The sequence below is a fragment of the Hymenobacter lapidiphilus genome, assembly GCF_013377885.1.
Lineage (GTDB): Bacteria > Bacteroidota > Bacteroidia > Cytophagales > Hymenobacteraceae > Hymenobacter > Hymenobacter lapidiphilus.
Map to the genome: position 1 here is coordinate 1 of NZ_JABKAU010000009.1, position 24332 is coordinate 24332.

The window sequence follows — 24332 nt, forward strand, 5'->3', positions numbered from 1 at the left end:
ACAACATAGCCCAAAGATACACCCAGCCACACCACATGTTTACTTATGCAGCACTACTTATTACGGTTACCCCCGCGTTACGCGCCCGCCCACTTGCCGGCGTTGCGCCTACCCTTTTCCCCGTTCACGCATTCAGCGCCCACTATGCCTGCCGCCCCTCTCCCCTACGCCCTCATCTTCGACATGGATGGCGTCATCATCGACAACACCGCCGCCCAGGCGCGGGCTTTTCAGCTGCTGTTCCGCGACCTGGGCCTGACCACCAACGCCCGCCGTTTGTTGCGCCGGCTGAACGGCATGCCGGCCGGCGAAATCCTGCAGCACGTGTTCACCAAGCCCGTTCCAAAGAAGCAGCTGGCCGAGTTTGCCGCCCAGCGCGAGCTACTCTACCGGGTGCTGTACTGGCACAAGCGGCAGGCGCTGCCCGGCCTGCGCGAGTTCCTGCAGGCGGCCCGCGCGGCCGGCTTCCGTATCGCGCTGGGCACCGGCTCGGGCACCGAAACCATCAGCTACATCCTCGACCACCTCGACCTGCGCCGCTACTTCGATATGGTAGTGGGCAAAGACGACGTAAGCAAAGGCAAGCCCCACCCCGATACCTACACCACCACAGCCCACAAGCTGGGCATCGAGCCCGCCCGGTGCGTGGTGTTCGAAGATGCCTTGCTGGGCGAGCAGGCAGCCTACCGGGCCGGTATGCGCTGCATAGGCGTCAGCACCACCCTCAACGCCGCCGACTTCCAGGCCCCGCTCACCGTCATCCCCGATTTCACCCACCTCACGCCCCAGCAGGTACTGGCGCTGCTGAAGCAGCACCCCGAAGCGCCCAAGCCCAGCAAGCAGCTGGCGAAACGGCAGTACATGCGGGGGTGAAACACACGCAAAACGGCCCGCCTCCTTGCGGAAGCGGGCCGTTAAACGAAGGTTGTCAACTAATAGCTGAAAGGGTACTACCGACTCGCGGCCAACGCTTCAGCGCCACCTACGATTTCGAGAATCTCGGTGGTGATGGCCGCCTGGCGGGTGCGGTTATAGGTCAGCTTGAGCTCCTTGAGCAGCTCACCGGCGTTGTCGGTGGCTTTGTCCATGGCCGTCATCCGGGCACCGTGCTCCGAGGCGTTGCTTTCCAGCACCGCCTTGTAGAGCTGAATCTTGAGCGACTGCGGAATCAGAGTCTGCATAATCTCCTGCTGCGAAGGCGAGAAAATGTAGTCCACGTTGCTGGTCGCCGTTTCAGTCACGGGCTGCTCGGAGGGTACCAAGGGCAACAGCTGCTCCACCCGCACCACCTGCGTGGCCACGTTGCGGAACTCGTTGTACACCATCACTACCTCGTCGTACTCGCCGCTGCGGAAACCGTCCATGGCCTGCTCGGCAGCCTGGCGTACGGTGTCGAACGAGAGCTGCCCGAACACGTGCTGGTAGTCGCCCAGCAACGGCCCACGCTTCCCGAAGTACTCGTGCGCCTTCTTGCCAATGGCCATCACCGTCAGGCTGCGCGAGGCGGCCTGCTCGGCGTAGCGGCTGTTTACCAGCGCATTCGTGGCCTTGAACACATTGCTGTTGAACGCGCCCGCCAGACCCCGGTCGGAGGTGATGGCGATGATCAGCACGCGGCGCACGTCGCGCACGGCGGCGTACTCGCTCTGGAGCTCCTCTCCGGCCAAAGCCGTGAGGTTACCCAGAATGCCGTTGAGCCGCTGGGCGTAGGGCCGCATGCGCAGAATGTTGTCCTGGGCGCGCCGCAGCTTGGCCGCCGCCACCATTTTCATGGCTTTGGTGATCTGCTGCGTGCTCTGCACCGACGTAATGCGGTTGCGGACTTCTTTTAGGTTAGCCATTACTTTGAGCTGTTAGCTATTAGCTGTTAGCTGTTAGCTCACCTGCTACCCTGCTTATTTTGGGCGGCAAGAAGCATTCACCAGTAGCTGTTAGCGGCGCCTCCTGATCGGAAGCTGACAGCTAACAGCTACTGGCTAACAGCTTAAATTAAGCGGCGTACTGAGCCGACAGGTCTTTGGTTACCTGGCGGATGGCCCCGATGATGGTGTCATCGAGCTTGCCGGCCTTCAGGGCCGCCAGCTCGGGAGCATGGCGGGTCTGCATGGTCTGGGTGAACTCCTTCTCGAACTCGCGCACCTTGTTCACGGGCACTTTGTCGAGCAGGCCGTTGGTGGCGGCATAAATGATGGCCACTTGGTCCTCTACCCGCTGGGGCGAGAACTGGGGCTGCTTCAGGATTTCGAGGTTACGACGGCCGCGCTCAATGGTGAGGCGGGTCGAGGCATCGAGGTCGGAGCCGAACTTGGCGAAGGCTTCCAGCTCGCGGAACTGGGCCTGATCGAGCTTCAGCGTACCGGCCACCTTCTTCATCGACTTGATCTGGGCGTTACCACCCACGCGGCTCACAGAGATACCCACGTTGATAGCGGGACGCACACCGGAGTTGAACAGGTTGGTTTCGAGGAAGATCTGGCCATCCGTAATCGAAATTACGTTGGTCGGGATGTACGCCGAAACGTCACCGGCCTGGGTTTCAATGATGGGCAGAGCCGTCAACGAACCGCCGCCTTTCACCAAGTGCTTGATGCTTTCAGGCAGGTCGTTCATCGCCTGGGCAATAGTGTCCGAGGCGTTGATTTTAGCGGCCCGCTCCAACAAGCGGCTGTGCAGGTAGAATACGTCGCCGGGATACGCCTCACGTCCTGGAGGACGACGCAGCAACAGCGACACCTCGCGGTACGCCACAGCCTGCTTCGACAAGTCGTCGTACACCACCAGGGCCGGACGGCCCGTGTCGCGGAAGTACTCGCCAATGGCGGCACCCGTGAAGGGCGCGTAGAACTGCAGCGGCGCCGGGTCGGAAGCCGAAGCGGATACCACCACGGTGTAGTCCATCGCGCCGCCCTTAGTGAGCGACTGCACTACCTGAGCTACGGTCGAGGCCTTCTGGCCTACGGCTACGTAGATGCAGAAAACAGGCTCGCCGCGCTCGAAGAACTCGCGCTGGTTGAGGATGGTGTCAATAGCCACGGCCGACTTACCCGTCTGCCGGTCGCCGATGATCAGCTCGCGCTGGCCACGGCCAATCGGAATCATCGCGTCAATCGACTTGATGCCGGTCTGCATGGGCTCGGTTACCGGCTGGCGGTAAATTACGCCGGGCGCCTTGCGCTCCAGGGGCATCTCGAAAGTCTCGCCCTGGATGGGGCCACGACCGTCGATGGGCTGGCCCAGCGTGTTTACCACGCGGCCCACGATGCCCTCGCCCACTTTAATGGAGGCAATTTTATTGGTGCGGCGCACCGTGGCACCTTCCCGGATTTCGGAGTAGTCGCCGAGCATTACGGCTCCAACGTTGTCCTCTTCCAGGTTCAGCACCAGGGCCTGCAGGCCGTTTTCAAATTCGAGCAATTCCCCCGACTGGGCGTTGCCCAAGCCGTAGATGCGGGCTACACCGTCGCCAACCTGCAGCACCGTGCCCACCTCTTCGAGTTCGGCTTCGGTTTTGAAGTTGGAGAGTTGCTCCCGCAGAATGGCGGATACTTCATCCGGACGTACGTCTGCCATGGTGGGTTATAGTTGGGGTTGGTAGGGATTCTTCGAGAATTCGGTGCGCAGCTTGCGCAACCGGTAGCTCACCGAGTCATCGATGAGCCGGTCGCCGATGCGGAGCACGAAGCCCCCAATCAGCGCTGGGTCAATTTTTTCCTGGAGCGTAACCCCGGGCATGCCGGCCTGCTCGCGCACGAGCTGGCTGAGCGACTCGCGCAGGGCGGGGTCGAGCGGCGTGGCCGTGGTTACCTGGGCCACTTGCACACCCTTTTTCAGGTTGTACTGCTTGAGAAACTCGTCGCCGATGAAAACGAGCGAGTCTTCGCGGTTGTGCTTGGTTACGAGCGTGAAGAACTTCTCCGTCATGGTCGTAACCTTGCCGCCGAAAATAGCCTGCAGAATCGCCAGCTTCTTATCGTGCTTCACAATGGGGTTGCGCAACAGCATGCGCAGGTCGCGGTTCTCGCTCAGCGTCTTGCTGAACAGGTCCATGTCCTGCTTCACCTGCTCCAGCTCACCCCGCTCCAGGGCCAAATCAATCAGCGACTTGGCGTAACGGGAAGCAACTCGTAGTTCAGACATTATTTTTAGCTGATAGCTGTTAGCCATTAGCTGTTAGCCTTGCCGCTCTCAAAAAGAGCTAACAGCTAACAGCTAATGGCTAACAGCTTAGTTAAGCTTTACTTCTTTCAGGTACGAATCGACGAGCTGTTGCTGGGCGGGCTGATCGGTCAGCTCGCGGCGCAGGATGCGCTCGGCAATGTCGATGGAGAGCTGAGCGGCGGTGTTTTTCACCTCGGCCAGCGCAGCATTTTTCTCGTTGCGGATGGCTTCACGAGCCTGCTCAATCATGCGGGCACCTTCTTCGGTGGCCTTGGTTTTGGCCTGCTCGATGAACTGGTTCGACATGGTGGTGGCTTCCTTCAGAATCCGGTCGCGCTCCATGCGGGCTTCCGCCAACAGCTTTTCGTTGCCGGCCTGCAGTTGCTGCATTTCGAGCTTGGCCTGGTCGGCCATGCGCAGGGCGCCCTCGATGGAGCTTTCGCGCTCCTTGAGGGAGCTGAGGATGGGCTTCCAGGCATACGCGCGCAACAGGAGCACTACGATGAGGAAGATCACCACCTGCCAGAAGATCAGGCCGAGGTCGGGCGTTACTATATTCATGGGAAGTAATCAGTAAGGAGTACTTAGGACTCTGGAATCCGGCAGAAGGGCCACTGCGGGCCCGGACTTCGGAAAAGCCAAAACAGCCCGCTACGCTATGCGCTAAAGCGCCCTAGCGCAGCGGGCTGCTCTGGTATTACTTCTTTCCTTAGAGCTTGAAGGAAATCAGCAAGCAGACTACTACGGCGAACAGAGCCAGACCTTCAATCAGAGCGGCAACGATCAGCATAGCCGTCTGGATTTTGCCCGACGCTTCTGGCTGACGGCCGATGGCTTCCATAGCCTGACCACCGATACGACCAATGCCCAGACCGGCACCCAGAGCAACCAGACCAGCACCGATAGCGGCACCGAATACAGCCAGACCAGTAGAGTTAGCAATGGCCTGCAACAACAGAGAAAGAAGCATAAAAAAGAATTTGGGGAAGTGAAAAACGGAAAAAATTCAGCGAAAAAAACAGAAGGCGAACTTAGTGAGCCTTTGCCGGCATGGCACCATCGCCGCCACCCATCTGGTAGTCAGCATCGTGGTGGTCTTCTACGGCACCACCGATGTACATGGCGGTTAGCAGCGTAAAGATATAGGCCTGCAGAATGGCAACCAGCAGCTCAAGGAAGAAGATGAACAGACCGAAAGCCAACGACACGGGGGCAATACCAATGTTGCGGAAGATGAAGATGAGCGAGATAAAGCTCAGGGTTACAATGTGACCGGCCGTGATGTTGGCAAACAGTCGCACCATCAGCGAGAAGGGCTTCACCACGATGCCGATGAGCTCGACCGGAATCATGATGGGCAACAGAGCCTTGGGCACCCCGGGCGTGGCGAAAATGTGGGCCCAGTAGTTTTTGTTGGAGCTGAACAGGGTGATGAGCAGCGTAATGACGGCCAGCGTCAGGGTCACGGCAATGTTGCCGGTGAGGTTGGCGCCGCCGGGCAGCAGGCCCAGCAGGTTGCTAAACCAGATGAAGAAGAACACGGTGAGCAGGTACGGCATATACCGCTCGTACTTCGGGCCGATAGACTTCTTGGCTACCTCATCGCGAATGAAGATGATGAGGGGCTCGAAGAACGACTGAATCCCGCGGGGGGCTGCGGTGCCGCGCTTGGCATAGCCGCGGGCTACGGTTATGAACACAATCAGCATCAGCGCCGACGCAATCATCAGCGTAGCTACGTTCTTGGTGATGGAGAAGTCGTACACCTTGGCGCCGTCGGTCGAAACCAGGTGCTCGTGCTCGAGCTTCAGGCCCTCGTGTACCTTGCCCTCGGCCAGCTCATGCGACGAAAACACCGACAGACCGCTGCCCGCCCGGTAGGCGATAACGGGGAGGTAGGTGGTCACATGGGTTTCGCCCATCGAGAACCAGTGCCACTCGTGCGAATCGCCGATGTGGTGCAGAATCATCTCGCCCGGGTTGAAGTTTTCGGACTCCGTTGCGTCGGCCGTGGTAGCGACCGGCTCGCTGGCATGGGCCGTCAGCGAAAGGAGGCAGAGGAGGGCAAAAAGTAAGCGCTTCATTCAGAGTGGCTTAGGGATTTACTCACAAAATCTTCATTTCGTGATTTCGCCCCGTTTTGAAAACGGGCGCAAGTTACTCAGAACGGCCCATACTTCAAACCCGGCGAAGAGAAAATAGAGTACGAAGAAGCTCCCGAGGAAGGCCCAACGGGCATTTCCCTCCTGCCCGCCACCCCGTAAAAGGTACACCAGCACCAGTGTAAGCGACAAAAGCAGCCGGGCCACCATGGCCCCGAAGTAGGCTACTATAAAGTTGTCGGCATCGGCCCGTAGCAGTCGCTCCATCATCCGGTAGAGCACCAGCGTGAGCACTGCGAAGAAGGCAAACGTGTAGACCGTGAACGGATGGATGACACGCGGCCCGAACTGGCTATAAAGCGCATACAGTACAAAGCCCACGATCAGGCAGAACAGTAAGTAGGTTTTGAGGAAGGGTTTCATGCGAGAGGCTTTTGAGCCGTTAGCTGACAGCTATTAGCTGATAGCGTTCTTTTGTTCTATTGATATAGAAGGCGAGTCATCATAAAAGCTAACGGCCAACAGCTATAGAAGCTGTTTAGAAAGTCAAAAGAACGTCATGCTTCATCTGACGTCCTAACTGATTGCTGGCACTTCCTAAATAGCTTCATAAGCTAACGGCTCAAAAACCTATTCGCCTTTGCTCACGGCCCGGATTACGTTGTACAGCGCCGCGAACAGGCCCAGCAGCATCAGGCCCAGTGTAAACCAAGGCGTTTTGGTCTGGTAATGCTTGTCGAGCCAGTAGCCGGCCCAGGTGCTCAGACCGATAGTGGCCGCCATCTGCATTCCGATACCCGAGTAGCGGGCCACAGTGCGCAGGCGGTCGGAACCGTTATCAGGGTTGTTGGGCTTGATAGGACTGGCCATAACCGGTGGGACAACTAGGATGGGGCGACAAAATTAGGGCTTAACACGTTAGCAACGCCCTGGGGCTCCTGCTGGCAACGTCCGGGCAGAAAGCCGTACTTTTACCCAGGTTGCGACGTTGCAGGAAAAAACCAAGCCCCCGAACGAATCGGTGGGTGGCGGGCGTTTTCCGTCCGTCCTTCTTTTCTGCCCCGAGCCTCTCTGCCGCCTTGACGACGACCCCGACGACCCTTCGCGCTGCTCTTTCCCGCCCCTTGGCAGCACTGGCGGCTACCGGGCTGCTGGCCACGCTGCTGGCTGGCTGTGCCGGCTCCGACCGCCGCTCGCTGGTGGGCCGCACCTACGACAACGTGGTGGCCCGCGACAACGCCTACTTCCTGGCCCGCGAGAAGATGCGGGAGGTGGAGGCCAAGCTTAATACGGAGCGCGTAAACGACTACAACCGCGTATTGCCGCTGTTTCCAGTGATTGATCAGCCCACGGCCACGCGCCTGACGGCCGATATGGACGACATCATCAAGAAGGCCTCTATACCGGTGCAGTACCGCCCCGGCTCCGACTGGACCGACGACTCCTACCTGCTCATCGGCCAGGCCCGCTACTATAAAGGCGAGTTCGAGGACGCGGCCAAGACGTTTAAGTATGTTAACAGCACCGGCAAAGACCTCAACGCCCGCCACGAGGCGCTGGTCTGGCTTATGCGCACTTTTCTGGCCCTGAATGAGCTGGATAACGTGGCCGCCGTGTCGAACATCCTCGATAAGGAAGCCGGTACCGAGCGCAATGCCCGGGCCCTGTTCCTGACCCGCGCCGAGTACTACCAGCGCGTAAATGAGCCGCTGCTGGCCATCGAAAACCTCGAAAAAGCCATTCCTTATATTGAGGAGAAAAACGAGCAGTCGCGCACTCGCTACGTGCTGGCCCAGCTCTACCAGGCCCAAGGCGACGATAAGAAAGCGTACGCCGAGCTCAACCAGATTCTGAAGAAAAACCCGCCCTATGAGCTGGATTTCTACAGCAAGCTGATGCTCGGGCAGGTATCGGACCTGAACCTGAATGACCGGGCCCGGCTGGAAAAGTACTTCGCCAAGCTGCTTAAAGACCCCAACAACAAGGAGTACACCGATAAAATCTACTACGAGATGGGCCGGTTTGAATACCGGCAGCAGCGCTTCCCGGCGGCCCTGACGCTACTCGAAAAGTCGGTGCGCGTACCCAAGGGGAGTCCGGCTCAGAAGGCCTACACCCACTTGCTGCAGGGCCGCATCTACTACGAAAACCTGCAGCGCTACCGGCTGGCCGCAGCCTACTACGACAGCACGGTGCAGGCCATGCCCAAGGCAAACCCCGCCTACGAAGCGGTGGCCGAACGAGCCGGGATTCTGCAGGATTTCGCCACGCAGCTGACTATTGTAGAAACCCAGGACAGCCTGCAGGCGCTGGCCCGCCTCGGCCCCGACGAGCTGACGACCCGCCTGACGACCTACGCCGAGGCCGAGTTGGCCGAACGCCAGCGCCAGGCCGACCTGCTGGCCGCCCGCCAGGCCAAAGAGCTGGAGCGCCAGCAGGCCCAGCAGCAAACCGCCGTGGGCCTGGCTCCTGGCCGCGACCTGCAGCCGGGCATCAACTCCGAAGATTTTCTGGCGAGCAATACCGGGGGCAAATGGTATTTCGATAATCCAACGGCTCTGAGTACGGCCCGCGGCGACTTTATCAGGCGCTGGGGCGACCGGCCGCTGCAGGACAACTGGCGCACCGTAACGCAGGCCAGCAGCTCGCCCGTAACGCCACAGGGCGGCAGCGTGCCCGTGAGCATTGCTGGCAACAGCAGCACCGCTGTAAATGGCACCGGGCTGAATCCGGGCAGCCCTACCGAGCCCGCCGCCGACCCACAAGCCCAACTGCGCGACCTGGTGAGCCAGTACCGCCAGAACGTGCCGCTGACACCCGCACAGCTGACTGCTTCCGACAACCAGACTCAAGAGGCTCTCTACCAGCTCGGCAGCATCTACAACCAACAGCTGCGCGAGCCCGAAAAGGCCGTAGAAACCTACGAAACCCAGTTGCGGCGCTATCCGCAGGGCCCGCACACGCCCGAAACGCTGTACATTCTGTACCTGATAAAAAAGGAGTCCGACGCCACCCAGGCCGAGCAGTACGCGGCCCGGCTGCGGCAGGCGTACCCCAACTCGTCGTACGCCCGGCTGGTAGCCGACCCCGACTATCTGCGGCGTACCTCGGTGGCCAACGCCAAAGTGGCGGTGCTGGTCGATTCGGCCTTCGCGGCATACAAGCGGCAGGACTTTAAGAAGGCCGGCACTACGCTGGATCAGGCCAAGAAGGAATATCCTGAAACCGACCTCAACGACCAGGTAGCCTATCTGGGGGCGTTAGTGAGTGTGCGCACCCAGCCTCCGCCCACCGCTAGGGCTGCGGTAGAGAAGTTCTACAAGGACTACCCCCAAAGCCCACTGGCTGCCAAGGCCTCGACGCTGCTCGAAACCTACCAGAAATACGACCAGGGCCAGATTGCCGGCGCCATGGCCAGCACCACCGAGCCCGGCAAGTCGGAGTTCCGGCCCGGCGAGATTGAGCCTCGCTCGGTGCGGCGCTTCCGTCCCGAGCCCAGCCCGCAGGTATTACTGCCGGCGCCCGTAACTCCGGCGCCTACGCTCAATGGCAGCAGTAAAGGAGTCCCGGCTGGCGCTACCACTCCGGCTTCGGCTAATCAGCCCACACAGCCGGCCCCGACGCCACCCGCGGCGCCAACCGAAACGCCGGTTCCGGCCGAGCCGGTCCCTCCTACTCCCCTTACGCCGGCCGAGGAAGCCCTTGCCGCCCGTCGGGCCGCGGCCCAGGCCCGCGCCCGGGGCCGAAAAGCACCAGCCGCACCCAAGAAGACAGCCGAGCCGACTGCTCCCGCAGAACCAGCGCCCGTAGTGCCTGCCACTGCACCGGCCACTGCACCAGCTACCAGCCCCGTTCCTTCTCCCGTAGCCCCGCCTGCTGCTACGCCGCCCCCGGCACCTGCGGCTCCCGTTTCGCCCTACAAAGTCGATTTAGCGGCCGGACACTCGGTGGTCATTGTACTGGCCAAAGATGCTCCCCAGCTAACCGACATGGCCGCCCAGCTGACGGCTTACAACAGCCGCTTCTACAAATCGAGCAGCCTGCAGGTACGCCGCCAGGCCCTGAACGCCACTGAAGAAGCCGTTATTATTGAAGGACTGGATAACGCCAAGCTGGCCCAGAGCTACGCCCTCAAGCTGCGCGGACCACAGTCGCCGCTGAGCAAGCTGCGCGGGGCGGGTTACCAAACCCTGGTTGTGGGTATGGATAACCTACCGGTGTTGCTGCAGGAAGGAAAACCCGCCGAATACCAGCGCTTCTACGACCAGAACTACCGTTGATCTTGAATTAAAATTTAAGGGTGAAAAGCTAAAATTCGCTGTTCTGGCCCGACTCATGCGAGTACTCTCGCCGCGCGTTGGCCTTTCCGAGCGCAATTTCCCACTCTTGATTTTCAGTTTTTAACTCCCTGAAATGGCCTCTGCCACCAAAAAGACTACTGCTTCCCGTCCTAAACCCAACCGTCCCGGGCGCTATACCGGATGGGCCCGCTCGTTTTGGATGCTATTCGGGCTCGGACTGATTGGACTGGTGTTCTATGTGTGGGCGGTTAGTGCAAACTTCCTGAACCTGTTCGGGCGCATGCCCAACCTGAAGTCGCTGGAGAACCCGCGCAGTGAGTTGGCCTCCGAAATCTATTCGGCCGACAATGTGCTGATGGGAAAGTATTTCCGCGAAAACCGCACGCCCGCCGAGTACGAAGACCTGCCCCAGCACCTAGTGGATGCCCTGATTGCCACCGAGGACGCCCGCTTCGAGGAGCATTCGGGCATTGATGCCAAGGCTACGGGACGGGTGGCGGCGGGTTTGCTGAGCGGCGGCAGCGGCGGCGGCGGTTCTACGCTCACCCAGCAGCTGGCCAAGGTGCTGTTCCGCACCCGCGGCGACCTCAACGACGGGGTGCTTAGCGATGTACCGGGCCTGCGCATGCTCATCACCAAGACCAAGGAATGGATTTTGGCCATCCGGCTGGAGCGCAGCTACACTAAGCGCGAAATCCTGCGTATGTACCTAAATACCAACGATTACGGCTCCAATGCATTCGGTATTAATACGGCGGCTAAAACGTTTTTCGGCAAGCAGCCTATGAAACTGACCCGCGCTGAAGCGGCCACGCTGGTGGGCGTACTTAATGCGCCTACCCGCTTCAGCCCCAAGTTTAACCCCGACCGCTCGCGCGCCCGCCGCAACTGGGTACTGCGCCAGATGAGCAAATACGGCTACGTTGACGACCAACAGCTGCGGGCTGACACGCTGCAGCCCATGAAGCTCGACTACCAGGTAGAAAACCAGAACGAGGGCATTGCCCCCTATTTCCGGGTGGAAGTGAGCAAGGAGCTGCGCCAGTGGGCCAAGGAAACCGACCACGACCTCTACTCCGATGGCCTGAAAATCTACACCACCATCGACTCGCGGATGCAGAAGTACGCCGAGTCGGCGGTGGCCGAACACATGAAGCTGCAGCAGAAATGGTTCGACCAGCAGTGGAAGGGCCAGCAGCCCTGGCGCGACGAAAGCGGCCGGGTGATTCCGGGCTTCCTGGCTACTTCCATCAAGCGCACCGGCCGCTACCGCTCCCTGCAGGGCCGCTTCCCCAACCAGCCCGATTCGGTTAAGTATTATCTGAATAAGAAGTACCCGATGAAGGTCTTCAGCTGGAATAGCCCCAACAACGAGAAAGAGGTGACGATGTCGCCGATGGATTCGCTGGCCTACTACAAGCGGCTGATGCGAGCGGGCTTTATCGCCATCAATCCACTCAATGGCCGCATCAAGGCCTGGGTGGGCGGCGTCAACTACAAGTACATCAAGTACGACCACGTGCGCCAGGGCAAGCGCCAGCCGGGCTCCACGTTCAAGCCGTTCGTGTATGTGGCCGCCATCGACCAAGGCTACTCGCCCTGCTACCAGCGGCCCGACGTAGCCGTTACGTTCCCGGCCGTTGCCGGCCGGGCCTCCTATACGCCCCGCAACTTCGAGGGCTCGTACTCGGGCCGCACTTTTACGCTGCGGGAGGCCATGGCGCGCTCCATGAACTCGATTACGGCTTGGGTGGTGCAGAAGCTGGGCCCCGAAACGGTGGTCAGCTACGCTAAGCGGCTGGGTATTACCTCGCCCATTGAGGCGGTGCCGGCCGTGGGCTTTGGCTCGTCTGATGTGAGCGTGTACGAGATGGTGGGCGCCTACAGCACGTTCGTCAACAAGGGCATCTGGACTTCGCCGGTGATGGTGACACGCATCGAAGACAAGAACGGCAACGTGCTGCGCGAATTCGTTCCTCAGACCCGCGAGGCGCTGAGCGAGGAAACGGCTTACCTGATGACCTACATGCTACGGGGCGCTACCGAGGAGCGCGGCGGCACCAGCATTATCCTCAAAACCGGTTTTAAGTTTCCATATGAGATGGGCGGCAAAACCGGCACCACCAACAACTACTCCGACGGCTGGTTTATGGGACTCACGCCCGACCTGGTGTGCGGCATGTGGGTGGGCGGCGAAGACCGGAGCATCCACTTCCGCAACGGCTTTTACGGCCAGGGCTCGCGCATGGCCCTGCCCATTTACGGCCTGTTCATGAAGAAGGTATACGCCGACAAGAGCCTCGACATCAACACCGGTGCCTTCCCTAAGCCCGCCAACCTCACCATCGAAACCGACTGCTCGCGCTACTACGGCGGCCCCGGCGGCCAGCGCGACACCATCCCGAGTGATGAAAAACTCAACCAAGTAAAGATGGAAGACCTACGCGGCGAGGATATTTAACATCATAGGTTTTTGCTGAATTTTCAGCTGATTGACTTGATTTTTATGGAATGTGGCCGGGACATCCCGGCCACATTTTTTGTTGATCCTTTGGCTCAACTCCGTAAACCAAGCCACCGTTTTCTTCCTCGCCGTATCTTATATCGAACAGTGAGTGTAGTTTTGAAAGTGTTCCGGACTCCCATCCGGAACCTGCGTAATCAGCTGAAAATTCAGCAAAAATCTGTGATGTTATGGCCGCCTCTCCCGAGCTGCAAGACCAAATCCGCCAGCTCCCGCACCGCCCGGGGGTGTACAAGTACTTTGGCGACGAAGACACGATTATCTACGTGGGCAAGGCCATCGACCTGCGCAAGCGGGTCAGCAGCTACTTCACCAAGCAAGACCACAACAAGAAAACCCAGCAGCTGGTCAGGAACATCCGGCGCATCGAGTTCACGATTGTGGATTCGGAGTCTGATGCGTTTCTGCTCGAAAACAACCTCATCAAGCAGCACCAGCCCAAGTATAACATCCTGCTCAAGGATGGCAAGACTTACCCCTACCTACTACTGACCAACGAGCGGTTTCCGCGCCTGATACCCACGCGCACCAAGCGCCCCGGCGACGGCCACTACTACGGCCCCTACGCCAACGTAACGGGCATGAACCTGCTGCTGGAGTTGATGCGGGCCCTCTACCCGCTGCGTACCTGCACCTACAACCTCTCGGAGGCCAACATTGAGGCCGGCAAGTTCAAGGTATGCCTGGAGTACCACATCGGCAATTGCAAGGGCCCCTGCGTGGGCAACCAGGACGAGGAGACTTACAACCAGTACATCCAGCAAATCCGGCAGATTCTCAACGGCGACCTGCGCCTGCCCAAGCAGTACTTCCGCGAGCGGATGGCTCAGGCCGCCCAGGAGCAGCAGTATGAGTTGGCCCACCAGTTCAAGGTCAAGCTCGACAAGCTCGACGAGTTCCAGAGCAAAAGCACCATCGTCAATGCCAACCTCACCAACATCGACGTATTCGCCATTGCCTCAAACGAAAAATCGGCCTTTATCAGCTACCTCAAGGTGATGAACGGCAGCATTGTGCTCACGCAGTCAGTAGAAGTGCAGAAGAAGCTCGACGAGCCCGACGACGAGATTCTGGCCGTGCTGGTGATGCAGATGCGCGAAGAATTCGAGAGCGAGTCGAAGGAAATATTGACCAACGTAGCCTTGCTCCCCCTGCCGCTACCCGGCGTAGCGGTGGCCCAGCCTCAGATTGGCGACAAGCGCAAGCTGCTAGAGCTAAGCCTGAAAAACGTGCTCTACCTGCGCAAGGAGAAGGAGAGTATGAACGACCGGAGCAAGGACCTCAACGAGGTGCGCATCATGGAAACCATCAAGAAGGATTTGCGCCTTACCGAGCTGCCTAAGCACATTGAATGCTTCGATAACTCCAACTTCCAGGGCGATAATCCGGTGGCCGCCATGGTGTGTTTCCGTAATGCCCGGCCCAGCAAGAAGGACTACCGGCACTACCACATCAAAACCGTCATTGGCCCCAACGACTTCGACTCGATGTATGAAGTAGTAACGCGCCGCTACCGCCGCCTCACCGACGAAGGCGCCAGCCTGCCCCAACTCGTCATCGTCGATGGTGGCAAGGGCCAGCTCAGCATGGCCGTGAAGGCCATCAAGGACCTCGGCCTATGGGGTCAGATGGCCGTTATTGGCATTGCCAAGCGCCTCGAAGAAATCTACGTGCCCAACGACCCACTGCCGCTTTACATCGACAAGAAGAGCGAAAGCCTGCGACTGTTCCAGCGCATGCGCGACGAGGCTCACCGCTTCGGCATTACCTTCCACCGCGACCGGCGCGACGCCGGCACCCTCAAAACCGAACTTACCGACGTGAAAGGCCTCGGGCCCGTCACGGCCGACAAGCTCCTGCTCAAATTCAAGTCCGTTAAGAAAATCCGCGAACTATCGGAAGCCGAGTTGGTAACAGAAGTCGGCAAAGCCAAGGCCCGCATCTTGGTCGAATACTTCGCCCAGACTGACGCGGCTGTATAAGGAGCATTACTGATTTAAAAAGCAGCAGGCCCCGACCAGATTTGGTCGGGGCCTGCTGCTTTTTTACAATTGTGCTTCTGGAAGGCGGCCGCATCTGCGTCATCCTAACATCTGCAACATCTGTGCTTTAGAAGGACCACAGGTTATACTCGTATTCAATCAGATCGGCGGCGGCTTGCTGCGAGGCGAGGATGCCCTGCTGCTGGCTACCGTAGATTTCGTCGAGGCGCGAGTCGGTCGGGTTGGACACCTTCACGATGTAGGAGTTGAACAACCACAGCTCGAATGCGTCAGCCAGATTTTTGTGCTGCGCATCGTTCTGAGGGTTGAACCAGATTGCCTTGTCAGGGTTGGCCCGGAATACGCGCACCAAGTCACTGTACTTGAAGCTAGCAATCGGCTTCTCAATACCCGCCGTATTAGCGCTCAGCGTAGAAGGCACCAGCAGGGTTATCGACTTGATGTCATGATACATTCTCGACCGTTTCTTGTCGAAAATCATATCCTCCTTCAATTCCATCTGGTAGATGTCCTTGGGGCGGTAGCCGTAGCTAGGAGCCGCGGCCGGAGCTGCATTAGCCGCACCGCGTCTTGCAGGAGCGCCCCAGTCATCAGTCGATTCGTTGGAGAAGCCGGCAGCTCTTTCCTCGTCACTGAGGCCAGCAGCGGCTTCCTGATACGACATATTGCTCACTACCTCCTTCGAGGAAAGCGTAGTAGTAAGCGAGTCGTTACGATAGGCCTGCAGTTCGCCGCGCTTTACGGCATCGAGGATAATACCGCTGATTTCACGGCCCTCGGAGAACATGGGCTTGTTCTGCTTCTCGCGCAGGTCAATTGCCCGCCAAATCGTTTTGCGGAACATGATGTCCGAACTCGGAATTGGGCGGTACGAGCCGTTGCTGCTCGCGGTAGTAGCTTGTTCTTGCGCCGAAGCTGCCACCGACAGCGTAAGAGCGGCCGCCAGAGCGGTAAAAGAAAGGACCTTGTTCATACCAAAGTAGTTGAGAGGATTCGGGTAATAAGTAGTGGGGGCAAATAAAGCCGTGGGCCTATGCATCTGCCCCCACTACCCAATATCCATACCAACGTTTAGTTCAGCGGAATATTGAACACCTTAGACATTGGCACGTCTTCGACGTTACCCTGGAAGTTCTGACGCTGTACACCTTTCACTTCGATGTAGAGTCGGTCACCCTCGCGGGCTGCATTTACAACAGCTGTTAGGTCAGCATTAGGGCCGCTTACCGGAATCATTGGGATGGCCGGACGCTTGCCGCGAACCAGCGTCACTTCGTAGCGCGATACCCGGAATCGGGCGTCGTCGGGCAGGAAAGTGGCAAAGCTGGCATCTGGTACCGCCTTCAGGTTCATGTTACGCACAGCCGTGATAGGTGTACCCTGCTTCTCGTTGGCCGGACGACCACCAACCCAGCACTGAATGTCGGGCTTAGGGATACGACGTACCTCAAATTTCTGCGAGCCGATGGGGTTGCCACCGCTGCTTACGCTCAGCGTTACTTCGCTGGCATTAGGCACCAGCGTTACTTCGCCTTTAGAAGCACCTTTGATGGTAGCTGCACCAGTAGCGGAGAAGCTTGGATCATACTGGGCACCCAAGGCGGGTACGTTCACGCTTAGCTTGTTGCCGCAACGGAAGTAAAGCGCCTGCACCGAAGCCGACTGAATCTGCATCACCGGCTTGGTAACGGTGTAAGGCATCGTCACCTTGAAGGTGGTGTCGCGGCCATTCTGCTTGAAACGGATAGTACCGGTCCAGCTCGCTTTAGCATTGCCATCCTTATCGAAGTTGCCCGGACGAGCCGTGAACTCCACCTTTGCGCGGCCATCTGGACCTACCGAAACTGGCGAGCCATTGAGCGTCATGCTAGGGTTGAGGCCCGAGGCCGAAGCAGTCAGGAACAGCTCTGCCTTATACTTGGTGCCGGCAGCTACTGTGTTCGACTCAGCGCTGGCAAAAGCCCCGATCTTATCGAATACGATGATCGTGCCACCTACTCTATCCGACAACACTTTCAGCGCGTCCGACTCGTACTTAAGCACTTCAGCTTCCTTCTGCGACAGTACAGCCAAAGCGGCTACTACCGGCGTATTTTCGAAATTGAGCTGGGCGAAGTTTTTGTTCTTCTGCTTCTTCTCCGTCACCATCGGGTCCTGACCAGCGTCGAGGGCCAGAGGCGTAACACCGGGGATGATGTTTTTGATATAGTCGGAGTACTTGTTCAGCTCTCCTTTCATCTTGTAGCCGACACCGTCCTTGTTGGCACCCAGCATCAGCTCGGCCACCTTGTCTTCGGCGCTCATGTTGGCAAACTCGTTTTTGCCTTTGTTCTCCGTTTTAGTGAGGAGTTGGTCCCGCACCGAAGCCAAATAGGCAATGGTTTCTTTGGTCCGCTCGCGCACTTCCTGGCTCTGCTTGAACACCGCCACGTCTTTGGGCTGGTTGCGGGCCTTTTCTACCTGGGCCTGAATACCCTTTACTGTTCCGTCGTTCGCCTTCGATACCTTTCCGTTGATGGAGGAAAGGCTATCGTCGAGGAATTTAAATTTCAACAGAATTGCTGAATCTACCTGCAAGGCCAGAAGCGCGGTGAGTACCAGGTACATCATCCCGATCATCTTCTGCCGTGGAGTTTCCTTTTCTCCCGCCATCTTGTATGCCTGTTGCTATACTATATGAGTGTTGACTTGCTAAACCGGATGCGGCTTAGCTACCGGCCCGCATGGCGTTCAGCATGTTGCCGTACACGCGGTTGAGCGAACCCAAGTTGGAAGTCAGGTTGGTTACTTCGGTCTTGAACTGGTCGGTTTCCTTACCAGCTTCGGTCAGGTTCTGCATGGCCTGGGCCAGCGTACCGTAGAACTGGTTCATGGACTTGAGGTGCGAGTTGGCATCATTCAGCTCCATCTCGTACACGGCATTGAGCGCGCCCAAGTTCTTGGTTACGTTCTGTACCTGCAACTGATAAGCACCCGCGTCGGCGGTGGCGTCGGCCATCGTGCTCATAGCATCAGCCGTCTTCGAATACGAATCGTTGATGCGCTCCAATGACTGGGCAGCCGAGCGAACCTTGGTCGTGTACTCGTCGGTAGCGTTGGTCGCGTCGCCGAGGCCGGCAAGCTGCTGGGTGGTAGTGCTGAGGCGGTTCAGGCCCTGGCCCAGCGAGTTAATGGCTTCGGGCGTCACGTTGGCATCCTTCAGCATATCGTCGAGCTTACGGGTCAGGCCCGTGCCGTTGTTGTCCTGCTGCAGGAAGCTGGCGTTACCAGTGGAAGGATCGTAGCCTTCGCTCAGCTCAGGGTATACCATCGACCAGTCAACCTCTTTGGAAGTCGGCTGGAACGCACTTAGGAAGAAAATAACAGCCTCAGTACCAAGACCAACGATTAGCATTTCGCTAGCACCATCCCAGTGCTGGATTTTGAATAGAGCTCCTACGATTACGACTGCTGCGCCGATGCCGTAGATTTTGGGCATCAATACATCGTACAGGAAATTACCGCCTTTAGCTGCCATTTGATTGTGTTGTTGAAGAAGAAGTGATGAGGTATAAAAGGAGTCTTAAACAAGAAGCTAACTGGCCTAGCGGCCGCCACCCGAGCCAATCTGGATCATGGCTGTGCGGAAACCAATATAAGAACGGGCCGAATCTTGGTATTCGAAATTGCGGGTTCCCGTCTCCAGGAAATACGCAATATCCTTCCACGAACCGCCACGCACTACTTTGCGGGGCTCGTTGTCGTCGGGATTGGTCGGGTTCATATCCCATACCACTGGCACGGAAGCTTCCATGTAAGCATCGTCGCACCACTCGCCTACGTTGCCCGACATGTCGTACAGGCCGAAATCGTTGGGAAAGAAAGAGGCAACCGGAGCCGTGTAGGCATGTCCGTCGGAAGCATAGTCGCCGCGGCCGGGCTTGAAGTTGGCCAGCATGCAACCGTTGGAGTTCCGCATGTAAGGACCGCCCCAAGGGTAGGTAGCTAAGTCGCGGCCACCGCGGGCGGCGTACTCCCACTCAGCCTCCGAAGGCAGACGAAAATTAGGGTAAGGGGCCAAACCGGCCTCTTCGTTGGCCTGGTTTTTCAGCTTGGTGCGCCAGTTGCAGAAGTACTTGGCCGCAAACCAGTCAACGCCCACTACGGGGTAGTCGTCGAAAGCTGGGTGCGTGTAGTAATACTCCATCAGCGGGTCACCCATGTGGTAGGTGAAGTCACGCACCCACACCGTCGTATCGGGGTAGAGTTCGGTCATCACGTATTCCTCACCCAGCACGTCGATCGAATCCTGCCGGATGGCATTCATGAACTGGCGGTACTGGTTGTTGGTGATTTCCGTCTCATCCATGTAGAAGCCGGCAATAGTTACCTGCTTGTTCATGTTGACCATAGAGGCCGAAATATCCTGGTCAGTCTGGCCCATGTGGAAAGTACCGCCGGGGCAAGGCACCATGCCGTAAGGCACTTCCTGCGGGTTAAATTCTGGCCGGTCTTCAGCACCGACCAAGTCGCCGGTGGGGCCTTTGCTGAAACCGCACCCGCCCAACAGCAGAGCCGAGAAAGCGACAAGGGGCAGGAGGAAAAACTTATTCATTATGAAAAGTAAAAAGACGACCGAGGGTGATAACCAAAGATTACAATTTTTCGGGCTGGCAAATCTAATGAATCATCCGTTGGTACGCAAGCAATCCGCCCAACACCGCACATTTGTCTACCAACTAAAGTATCAGCCGGTTAAACGACTGTTACGCCCATCTGGCCGGTTGATTGAGCCAACATTCCGTTTTCTGCAACTGCAGCACATTTTCCTCCTCTCCAAAACAGTCCGTTAGAAGCTATACCGGGGCGTGCGGATAGCTGGCCGGATATTCAGGCTTGGTTTAGGCAAGCGGTAACTCAGCATAATCTCAAATGAACTCGTTGCTTTTGCTTCTTGGCCAAATGCAATTAGGTCATAGGCCAATCCCAACCGAAGCGCATTGTCCTGGGCGAAGGAAACTCCTCCCAAGGCCGTGAAAGCGTCGCCTGAGCGGTAGCCTAAGCCGCCCCAGAACCGGTCGTTAAACGTGGCCCTTGCTCCTACCTCATACGAGGCATTGCGCAGAGTCAGTTTGTCGCTGTCGCCAAATTCTCCCGGTAGCACGAGTTTCATCAGTGCCGTCGGGGTAATTACAACGTCCGGAGTCAGATCAATATTGTAGCCACCAGTCAGGTAGGCATGATTCTCCGTCAAATATTGCGCCGTTTTTGCGTTGGCTATGCCTTCACTCTTAAAGCGGTAGCCCGAACGCAGCAGATTATTCATGCTCAAGCCGGCATAAAACTTCGGGGCTTCGTACCAGACGCCCGCTCCCATGTCAAATTTCGCATCTGAACCCTCACGCGGTACGGCTATATCGTTCTCATCATTGGACCGATATTTACCGTGGTAAATATTATTGAGCAGGCCCTGCACGCCAAGACCAAGTGTGCCCTCGCCCAGCTTGAGGTGGCGCGAGTACGAGAGTTGCACGTTGGTCGTGTATAGCTCGGCAATCCGGTCGCGGTAAATACCCAGGCCCAGACCGCCAGCCAGCACTGGTACGGGCAGCGAAGCCGTGAGTGAGGCCGTAGTGGGCGAACCGCCGGAATCGAAGGAAGCGTCGTAGCCGTAATACTGGATGCGGCCAATGCCAGTTATTTCGCCAAAGCCTTTCACCCCCGCGTAAGCCGGGTTCAGATGCATGCCATTGAGCCCGTAGTGGCTGAACTGCGGCTGTTGCTGAGCAGCGGCTTTGCCCATCATCAACAGCGCTCCGGCGCATAGTATATATCTTTTCATATAAATCTGCCGTGAGTCAGCCCCGGAGTAGTAGCGGGCCTACGTTCCCAAATGTAACGAAAAACCGCGCTAAATTTTTCATCAAACTCACGAACCAAACAGCCCGTGCAAGTGCCTTCTGCTCTTGCCGTGACTGCCCCCTGTTATCCGATTTATACTTTGCCGGCTGTTTTAGGCGAGCCGTTGTTCTGATGCAGCCGAATGTAGGCTTCAATAGCGCCCGTCATGGAAGGTGCGTTGGGGTGCGGAGCTTCAATATCGAGTAGCAGGCCCGCATCGAGTACGGCTTTAGCGGTAGTGGGACCGAAGGCGGCGATACGCGTGTTATTCTGTACGAAATCGGGGAAGTTAACGAACAGCGACGTAATGCCTGATGGGCTAAAAAAAGCAATACAATCGTATTTCACATCAGTCAGGTCCGAAAGATCGGCGGCGACGGTACGGTAGATGACGGCCTCGCTGAACTTAAACTTGTTGTCGCGCATAAACTCCGGGATGTCATCCTTGCGGATGTCGGAGCAAGGGTATAGGAACGTCTCGCCCTTGTGCTTGCGGATGACGTCGAACATATCGGCAGCCGTACGCTGGCCCACAAATAGCTTGCGCTTACGCAGCACAATATATTTCTGCAGGTAATTAGCCGTCTGCTCCGAGATGCAGAAGTACTTCATCTCGGCCGGCATCTCAATTTTAGCTTCCTGGCAGATGCGGAAGAAGTGGTCGACGGCGTTGCGGCTAGTAAAGATGATGGCCGTGTGCTCCGCAATATTGACCTTCTCTTTACGGAAGTCTTTATAGGAAACTGGCTGAACGTCAATAAATTCGCGAAAATCTACCTTGATACCGTACTTTTCGGCAATCGAAAAATAGGGAGAGACGTCGCTGGTCGGCTTTGGTTGGCTGACCAGAATAGTGGCTATAGGAACGGCATGACGGCCTTTTCCCGGCTGGTCTTTATTGTCGGCCATTGGGTAGAGAATGAGGGTAAAATCTGGAGCGATAAGGGAGCGTTAGAAAGCGGAAAAGAGCGGCGTGAATACCTGATTAGTAGGTAAAAACAATTAATTTGAGCAAAACGACCAACGGAATCACTTCTGTGGCGCAAAGGTACGAAAACAAATGTAGATTCAGGAGTGACCTTTTGCGGTGCAGCGTCCGGGCTACACGCCATACGGTACCAACCAACAGCAAGGAAACCACCCCGTTGGATACCCACAACACCGTTTCGGGCAGCTGCCGGTTGAGCCCCAGATAGAGCAGCATAACGCCGGGCAGAAAGAGCCCCATGAACAGCACCGTGCGAATAAACTCGCGGTACTGAATCGTGACTAGCTCGGCCACGTCGAAGATGTAGCCCATCAGCTCCAGAAACAGGTACTTGCCCAGCACAAAAGCTGCAACCAGCGCCGTGTAGAGCAGCACCTTCACTACAATAGTTGATTCGGCCACATCGAACAGGCGGCGCAGGATTACGATGTTTTCGATGTTGGTATGGATGGCCACCAGCAGCAGCGCAAACGATAGCGCAAACAGCAGCACCAGCACCAGATTGAGCCAGGTAAGGGTAGGCTTAACTAGGAAATCCTGCTCGGCTGTGCCCTTGCCCCAGAGCCCCTCCAGCTGGTAGATGCGCGCAAAGCCGGGCTGGTAGGTGGCGCGCAGGCCTCCGTAGCCTAGCCCGATGAGCAGCAGAAAGCCCAGAAATACGTTCTGGCCCTGGTGCCCCCGGGGCCGCGGCTGGGCAGCCGTCAGCACCTCCCGGGCCCCCACAGGGCTTTCGACCGGAGGTAGGGCGTTCTGGAATGAGGTAAGGTTGGGGACGGCTTCAGGATGCCACACGCACAGCAGATGCAGCCCGCCCTGCTGGGTTCCGGCGGGCAGCAATGCTGCCAGATCGAGGGTGTAAGAAGCAGGAGCGGGAGCGGTAAAAACGAGCTGGTTGTTGAGGAACAAACTCAGGTTTTCGCGGGCCGTGAAGGTAATGGGCAACGGTCGGCCGGGCCGCACGCTTAGCCACTGGTAGTAGGCCTGCTCGGGAGCGTGGTAGTTGGGCAGGTACAGTATCAGTCGGTTGCGGGCCGGGTCCTTTATAAGCCAATCGGTGGTAAGGCCGGACCGGGGTGGGGGCGGCAGCCGGCGGTACTCGGCAGCCCCGGCTGCCAGCGGCAGCACTCCCAGCAGCAACAGCCACAGGTTCCGGATGAAGAGCGAGCAGCGCACGTGTTTAATAAGTGGATTTACAAAAGCAGGAGCTACCACGGTACACACGATATCATGGCCGCTACCGCCTTCAATCAGGAGGCGATACGCTGGCGCTCGGCCCGGCTGTGGTATACTCCCAACAGCAGGCTCAGAAGCAGTGAGAAGCCAATCAGCAGTCCGATCAGCATCATGCTACCCAGATAAGCAAAATTGATGACCAACAGAATGACAACGACGTTGAGCAGGCCCAGCAGCATAACCGTGCTGATTTGCTGGAAACCCATAGCCAGAATGCGGTGGTGTACATGGTTTTTGTCGGGTGAGAAGGGAGAGCGGCCAGCCATCATGCGCACGATAAACACGCGTAGCGTATCGAACAGGGGCACAAACAGAATGCCCAGCGCCACAGCCGGTGCCGCGCTACCAAAGGGCTGGCCTACTTTCAGGCCCATCTCAATAAACTGAATGGTTAGAATGGACACGATAAAGCCACAGACCAGCGAACCGGTGTCGCCCATGAAAATACTGGCCCGATGGAAATTGTAGCGCAGGAAACCCAGAATACCGCCCACCACGCACACCGAAACAAAGGCGTAGTTCTGGAAACTTGGTCCGCCGTACTGGTAGAAGTAATAGCCGAAGGTGCTTACAATAATGAGCACGATGGAGCCCGCCAGCCCATCAAGCCCATCGATGAGGTTGATGGCGTTGGTGATGCCGACAATGGCGAAAAAGGTAAAGGCGTAGCTAATGCCGATGGGCAACTCGCCTATGCCCAGAATGCCCTGGAAGCTGGTAATCCGTACATCGGCCATAATCATCACCACGCCAGTAGCCAGCAGCTGGCCTACAAACTTTTTAGCCACCGAAATACTCACCAAATCGTCCTTCAGGCCTACAAAAAACAACACAATGCAGCCAGCCAGCAGCTGCTGCACGCCATTGTCAAGCGGAGCGAAGATGGTGAGAGCCGACATAAAGCCGGCAAAGACAGCCACTCCGCCCAGGCGCGGCGTCAGCGACTCGTGCACGGTACGCACATTGGGCGTATCAAGCATGTTTTTGAGGTGGGCGATGTAGATAATGGACGGCACGGCGAACATAGCTACCAAAAAGGCCCACAGGAAGGACAGGCTCAACTGTATTCCGAGTGCATTCATAAGAGTGGTTGGCGCTTGTGGTAAGGGACGGCTACTGCCAGAGCGGAGAAGACAGCTAAAG

General features: G+C 57.6%; 20 protein-coding genes. 4 read left to right on the plus strand and 16 right to left on the minus strand.

Annotated features, from left to right (window positions below; translation table 11 throughout):
* Positions 1-144: 144 nt before the first annotated feature.
* Entirely contained in the window at positions 145-873 is a 729-nt protein-coding gene (locus tag HW554_RS06405; RefSeq protein WP_176907757.1) for an HAD family hydrolase, read from the plus strand.
* Positions 874-950: 77 nt separating this feature from the next.
* Here HW554_RS06405 and atpG read toward each other — a convergent pair whose 3' ends face one another.
* The 8 genes from atpG to HW554_RS06445 form a co-directional block, all read right to left on the minus strand.
* Entirely contained in the window at positions 951-1841 is an 891-nt protein-coding gene (gene atpG, locus HW554_RS06410) for an ATP synthase F1 subunit gamma (RefSeq protein ID WP_176907758.1), read from the minus strand.
* Between the two features lie 148 nt (positions 1842-1989).
* The gene (atpA, locus tag HW554_RS06415; RefSeq protein WP_176899497.1) at positions 1990-3570 is read right to left on the minus strand and encodes a F0F1 ATP synthase subunit alpha; all 1581 of its coding nucleotides are present in this window, start codon (positions 3568-3570) and stop codon (positions 1990-1992) included.
* A 6-nt stretch (positions 3571-3576) separates the two neighbouring features.
* The gene (atpH, locus tag HW554_RS06420) at positions 3577-4137 is read right to left on the minus strand and encodes an ATP synthase F1 subunit delta (protein ID WP_176907759.1); all 561 of its coding nucleotides are present in this window, start codon (positions 4135-4137) and stop codon (positions 3577-3579) included.
* An 87-nt stretch (positions 4138-4224) separates the two neighbouring features.
* The gene (locus HW554_RS06425; protein ID WP_176899494.1) at positions 4225-4719 is read right to left on the minus strand and encodes a F0F1 ATP synthase subunit B; all 495 of its coding nucleotides are present in this window, start codon (positions 4717-4719) and stop codon (positions 4225-4227) included.
* A gap of 148 nt (positions 4720-4867) precedes the next feature.
* Complete coding sequence (atpE, locus tag HW554_RS06430; protein ID WP_088465749.1) at positions 4868-5128, minus strand: ATP synthase F0 subunit C; 261 nt, start codon at positions 5126-5128, stop codon at positions 4868-4870.
* A 61-nt stretch (positions 5129-5189) separates the two neighbouring features.
* Positions 5190-6242: a F0F1 ATP synthase subunit A gene (atpB, locus tag HW554_RS06435; protein ID WP_176907760.1), complete on the minus strand. Its 1053-nt coding sequence runs from the start codon at positions 6240-6242 to the stop codon at positions 5190-5192.
* 33 nt (positions 6243-6275) lie between these two features.
* Positions 6276-6683 (minus strand): hypothetical protein, encoded by a 408-nt coding sequence (locus tag HW554_RS06440; RefSeq protein ID WP_176907761.1) that lies wholly within the window; start codon positions 6681-6683, stop codon positions 6276-6278.
* A gap of 207 nt (positions 6684-6890) precedes the next feature.
* Positions 6891-7130, minus strand: coding sequence for an AtpZ/AtpI family protein (locus HW554_RS06445; protein ID WP_176907762.1), 240 nt, complete (start codon positions 7128-7130; stop codon positions 6891-6893).
* A gap of 209 nt (positions 7131-7339) precedes the next feature.
* On the opposite strand from HW554_RS06445, the gene porW reads away from it, so the two are divergent.
* From porW to uvrC, 3 genes are all read left to right on the plus strand, one after another.
* Positions 7340-10540: a type IX secretion system periplasmic lipoprotein PorW/SprE gene (gene porW / locus HW554_RS06450; RefSeq protein ID WP_176907763.1), complete on the plus strand. Its 3201-nt coding sequence runs from the start codon at positions 7340-7342 to the stop codon at positions 10538-10540.
* 220 nt (positions 10541-10760) lie between these two features.
* The gene (locus HW554_RS06455; protein WP_176907883.1) at positions 10761-13022 is read left to right on the plus strand and encodes a transglycosylase domain-containing protein; all 2262 of its coding nucleotides are present in this window, start codon (positions 10761-10763) and stop codon (positions 13020-13022) included.
* A 233-nt stretch (positions 13023-13255) separates the two neighbouring features.
* Positions 13256-15067, plus strand: coding sequence for an excinuclease ABC subunit UvrC (uvrC, locus tag HW554_RS06460; RefSeq protein ID WP_176907764.1), 1812 nt, complete (start codon positions 13256-13258; stop codon positions 15065-15067).
* Between the two features lie 127 nt (positions 15068-15194).
* Here uvrC and porN read toward each other — a convergent pair whose 3' ends face one another.
* From porN to HW554_RS06500, 8 genes are all read right to left on the minus strand, one after another.
* Complete coding sequence (gene porN, locus HW554_RS06465) at positions 15195-16061, minus strand: type IX secretion system ring subunit PorN/GldN (protein WP_176907765.1); 867 nt, start codon at positions 16059-16061, stop codon at positions 15195-15197.
* 98 nt (positions 16062-16159) lie between these two features.
* Positions 16160-17740, minus strand: coding sequence for a type IX secretion system motor protein PorM/GldM (porM, locus tag HW554_RS06470; protein WP_176907766.1), 1581 nt, complete (start codon positions 17738-17740; stop codon positions 16160-16162).
* Positions 17741-17795: 55 nt separating this feature from the next.
* Complete coding sequence (gene porL, locus HW554_RS06475) at positions 17796-18605, minus strand: type IX secretion system motor protein PorL/GldL (protein ID WP_246285134.1); 810 nt, start codon at positions 18603-18605, stop codon at positions 17796-17798.
* A 66-nt stretch (positions 18606-18671) separates the two neighbouring features.
* Entirely contained in the window at positions 18672-19682 is a 1011-nt protein-coding gene (porK, locus tag HW554_RS06480; RefSeq protein ID WP_176907767.1) for a T9SS ring complex lipoprotein PorK/GldK, read from the minus strand.
* A gap of 234 nt (positions 19683-19916) precedes the next feature.
* Positions 19917-20909 carry a PorP/SprF family type IX secretion system membrane protein gene (locus HW554_RS06485; RefSeq protein WP_176907768.1) on the minus strand — a complete coding sequence of 331 codons (993 nt, stop codon included), beginning with the start codon at positions 20907-20909 and terminating at the stop codon, positions 19917-19919.
* Between the two features lie 152 nt (positions 20910-21061).
* Positions 21062-21877: a uroporphyrinogen-III synthase gene (locus HW554_RS06490; protein ID WP_176907769.1), complete on the minus strand. Its 816-nt coding sequence runs from the start codon at positions 21875-21877 to the stop codon at positions 21062-21064.
* 76 nt (positions 21878-21953) lie between these two features.
* Positions 21954-23129 carry a DUF4271 domain-containing protein gene (locus HW554_RS06495; protein WP_176907770.1) on the minus strand — a complete coding sequence of 392 codons (1176 nt, stop codon included), beginning with the start codon at positions 23127-23129 and terminating at the stop codon, positions 21954-21956.
* Between the two features lie 74 nt (positions 23130-23203).
* A complete protein-coding gene (locus HW554_RS06500; RefSeq protein ID WP_246285135.1) occupies positions 23204-24271 on the minus strand; it encodes an MraY family glycosyltransferase in 1068 nt (355 codons plus the stop codon).
* Positions 24272-24332 lie beyond the last annotated feature (61 nt).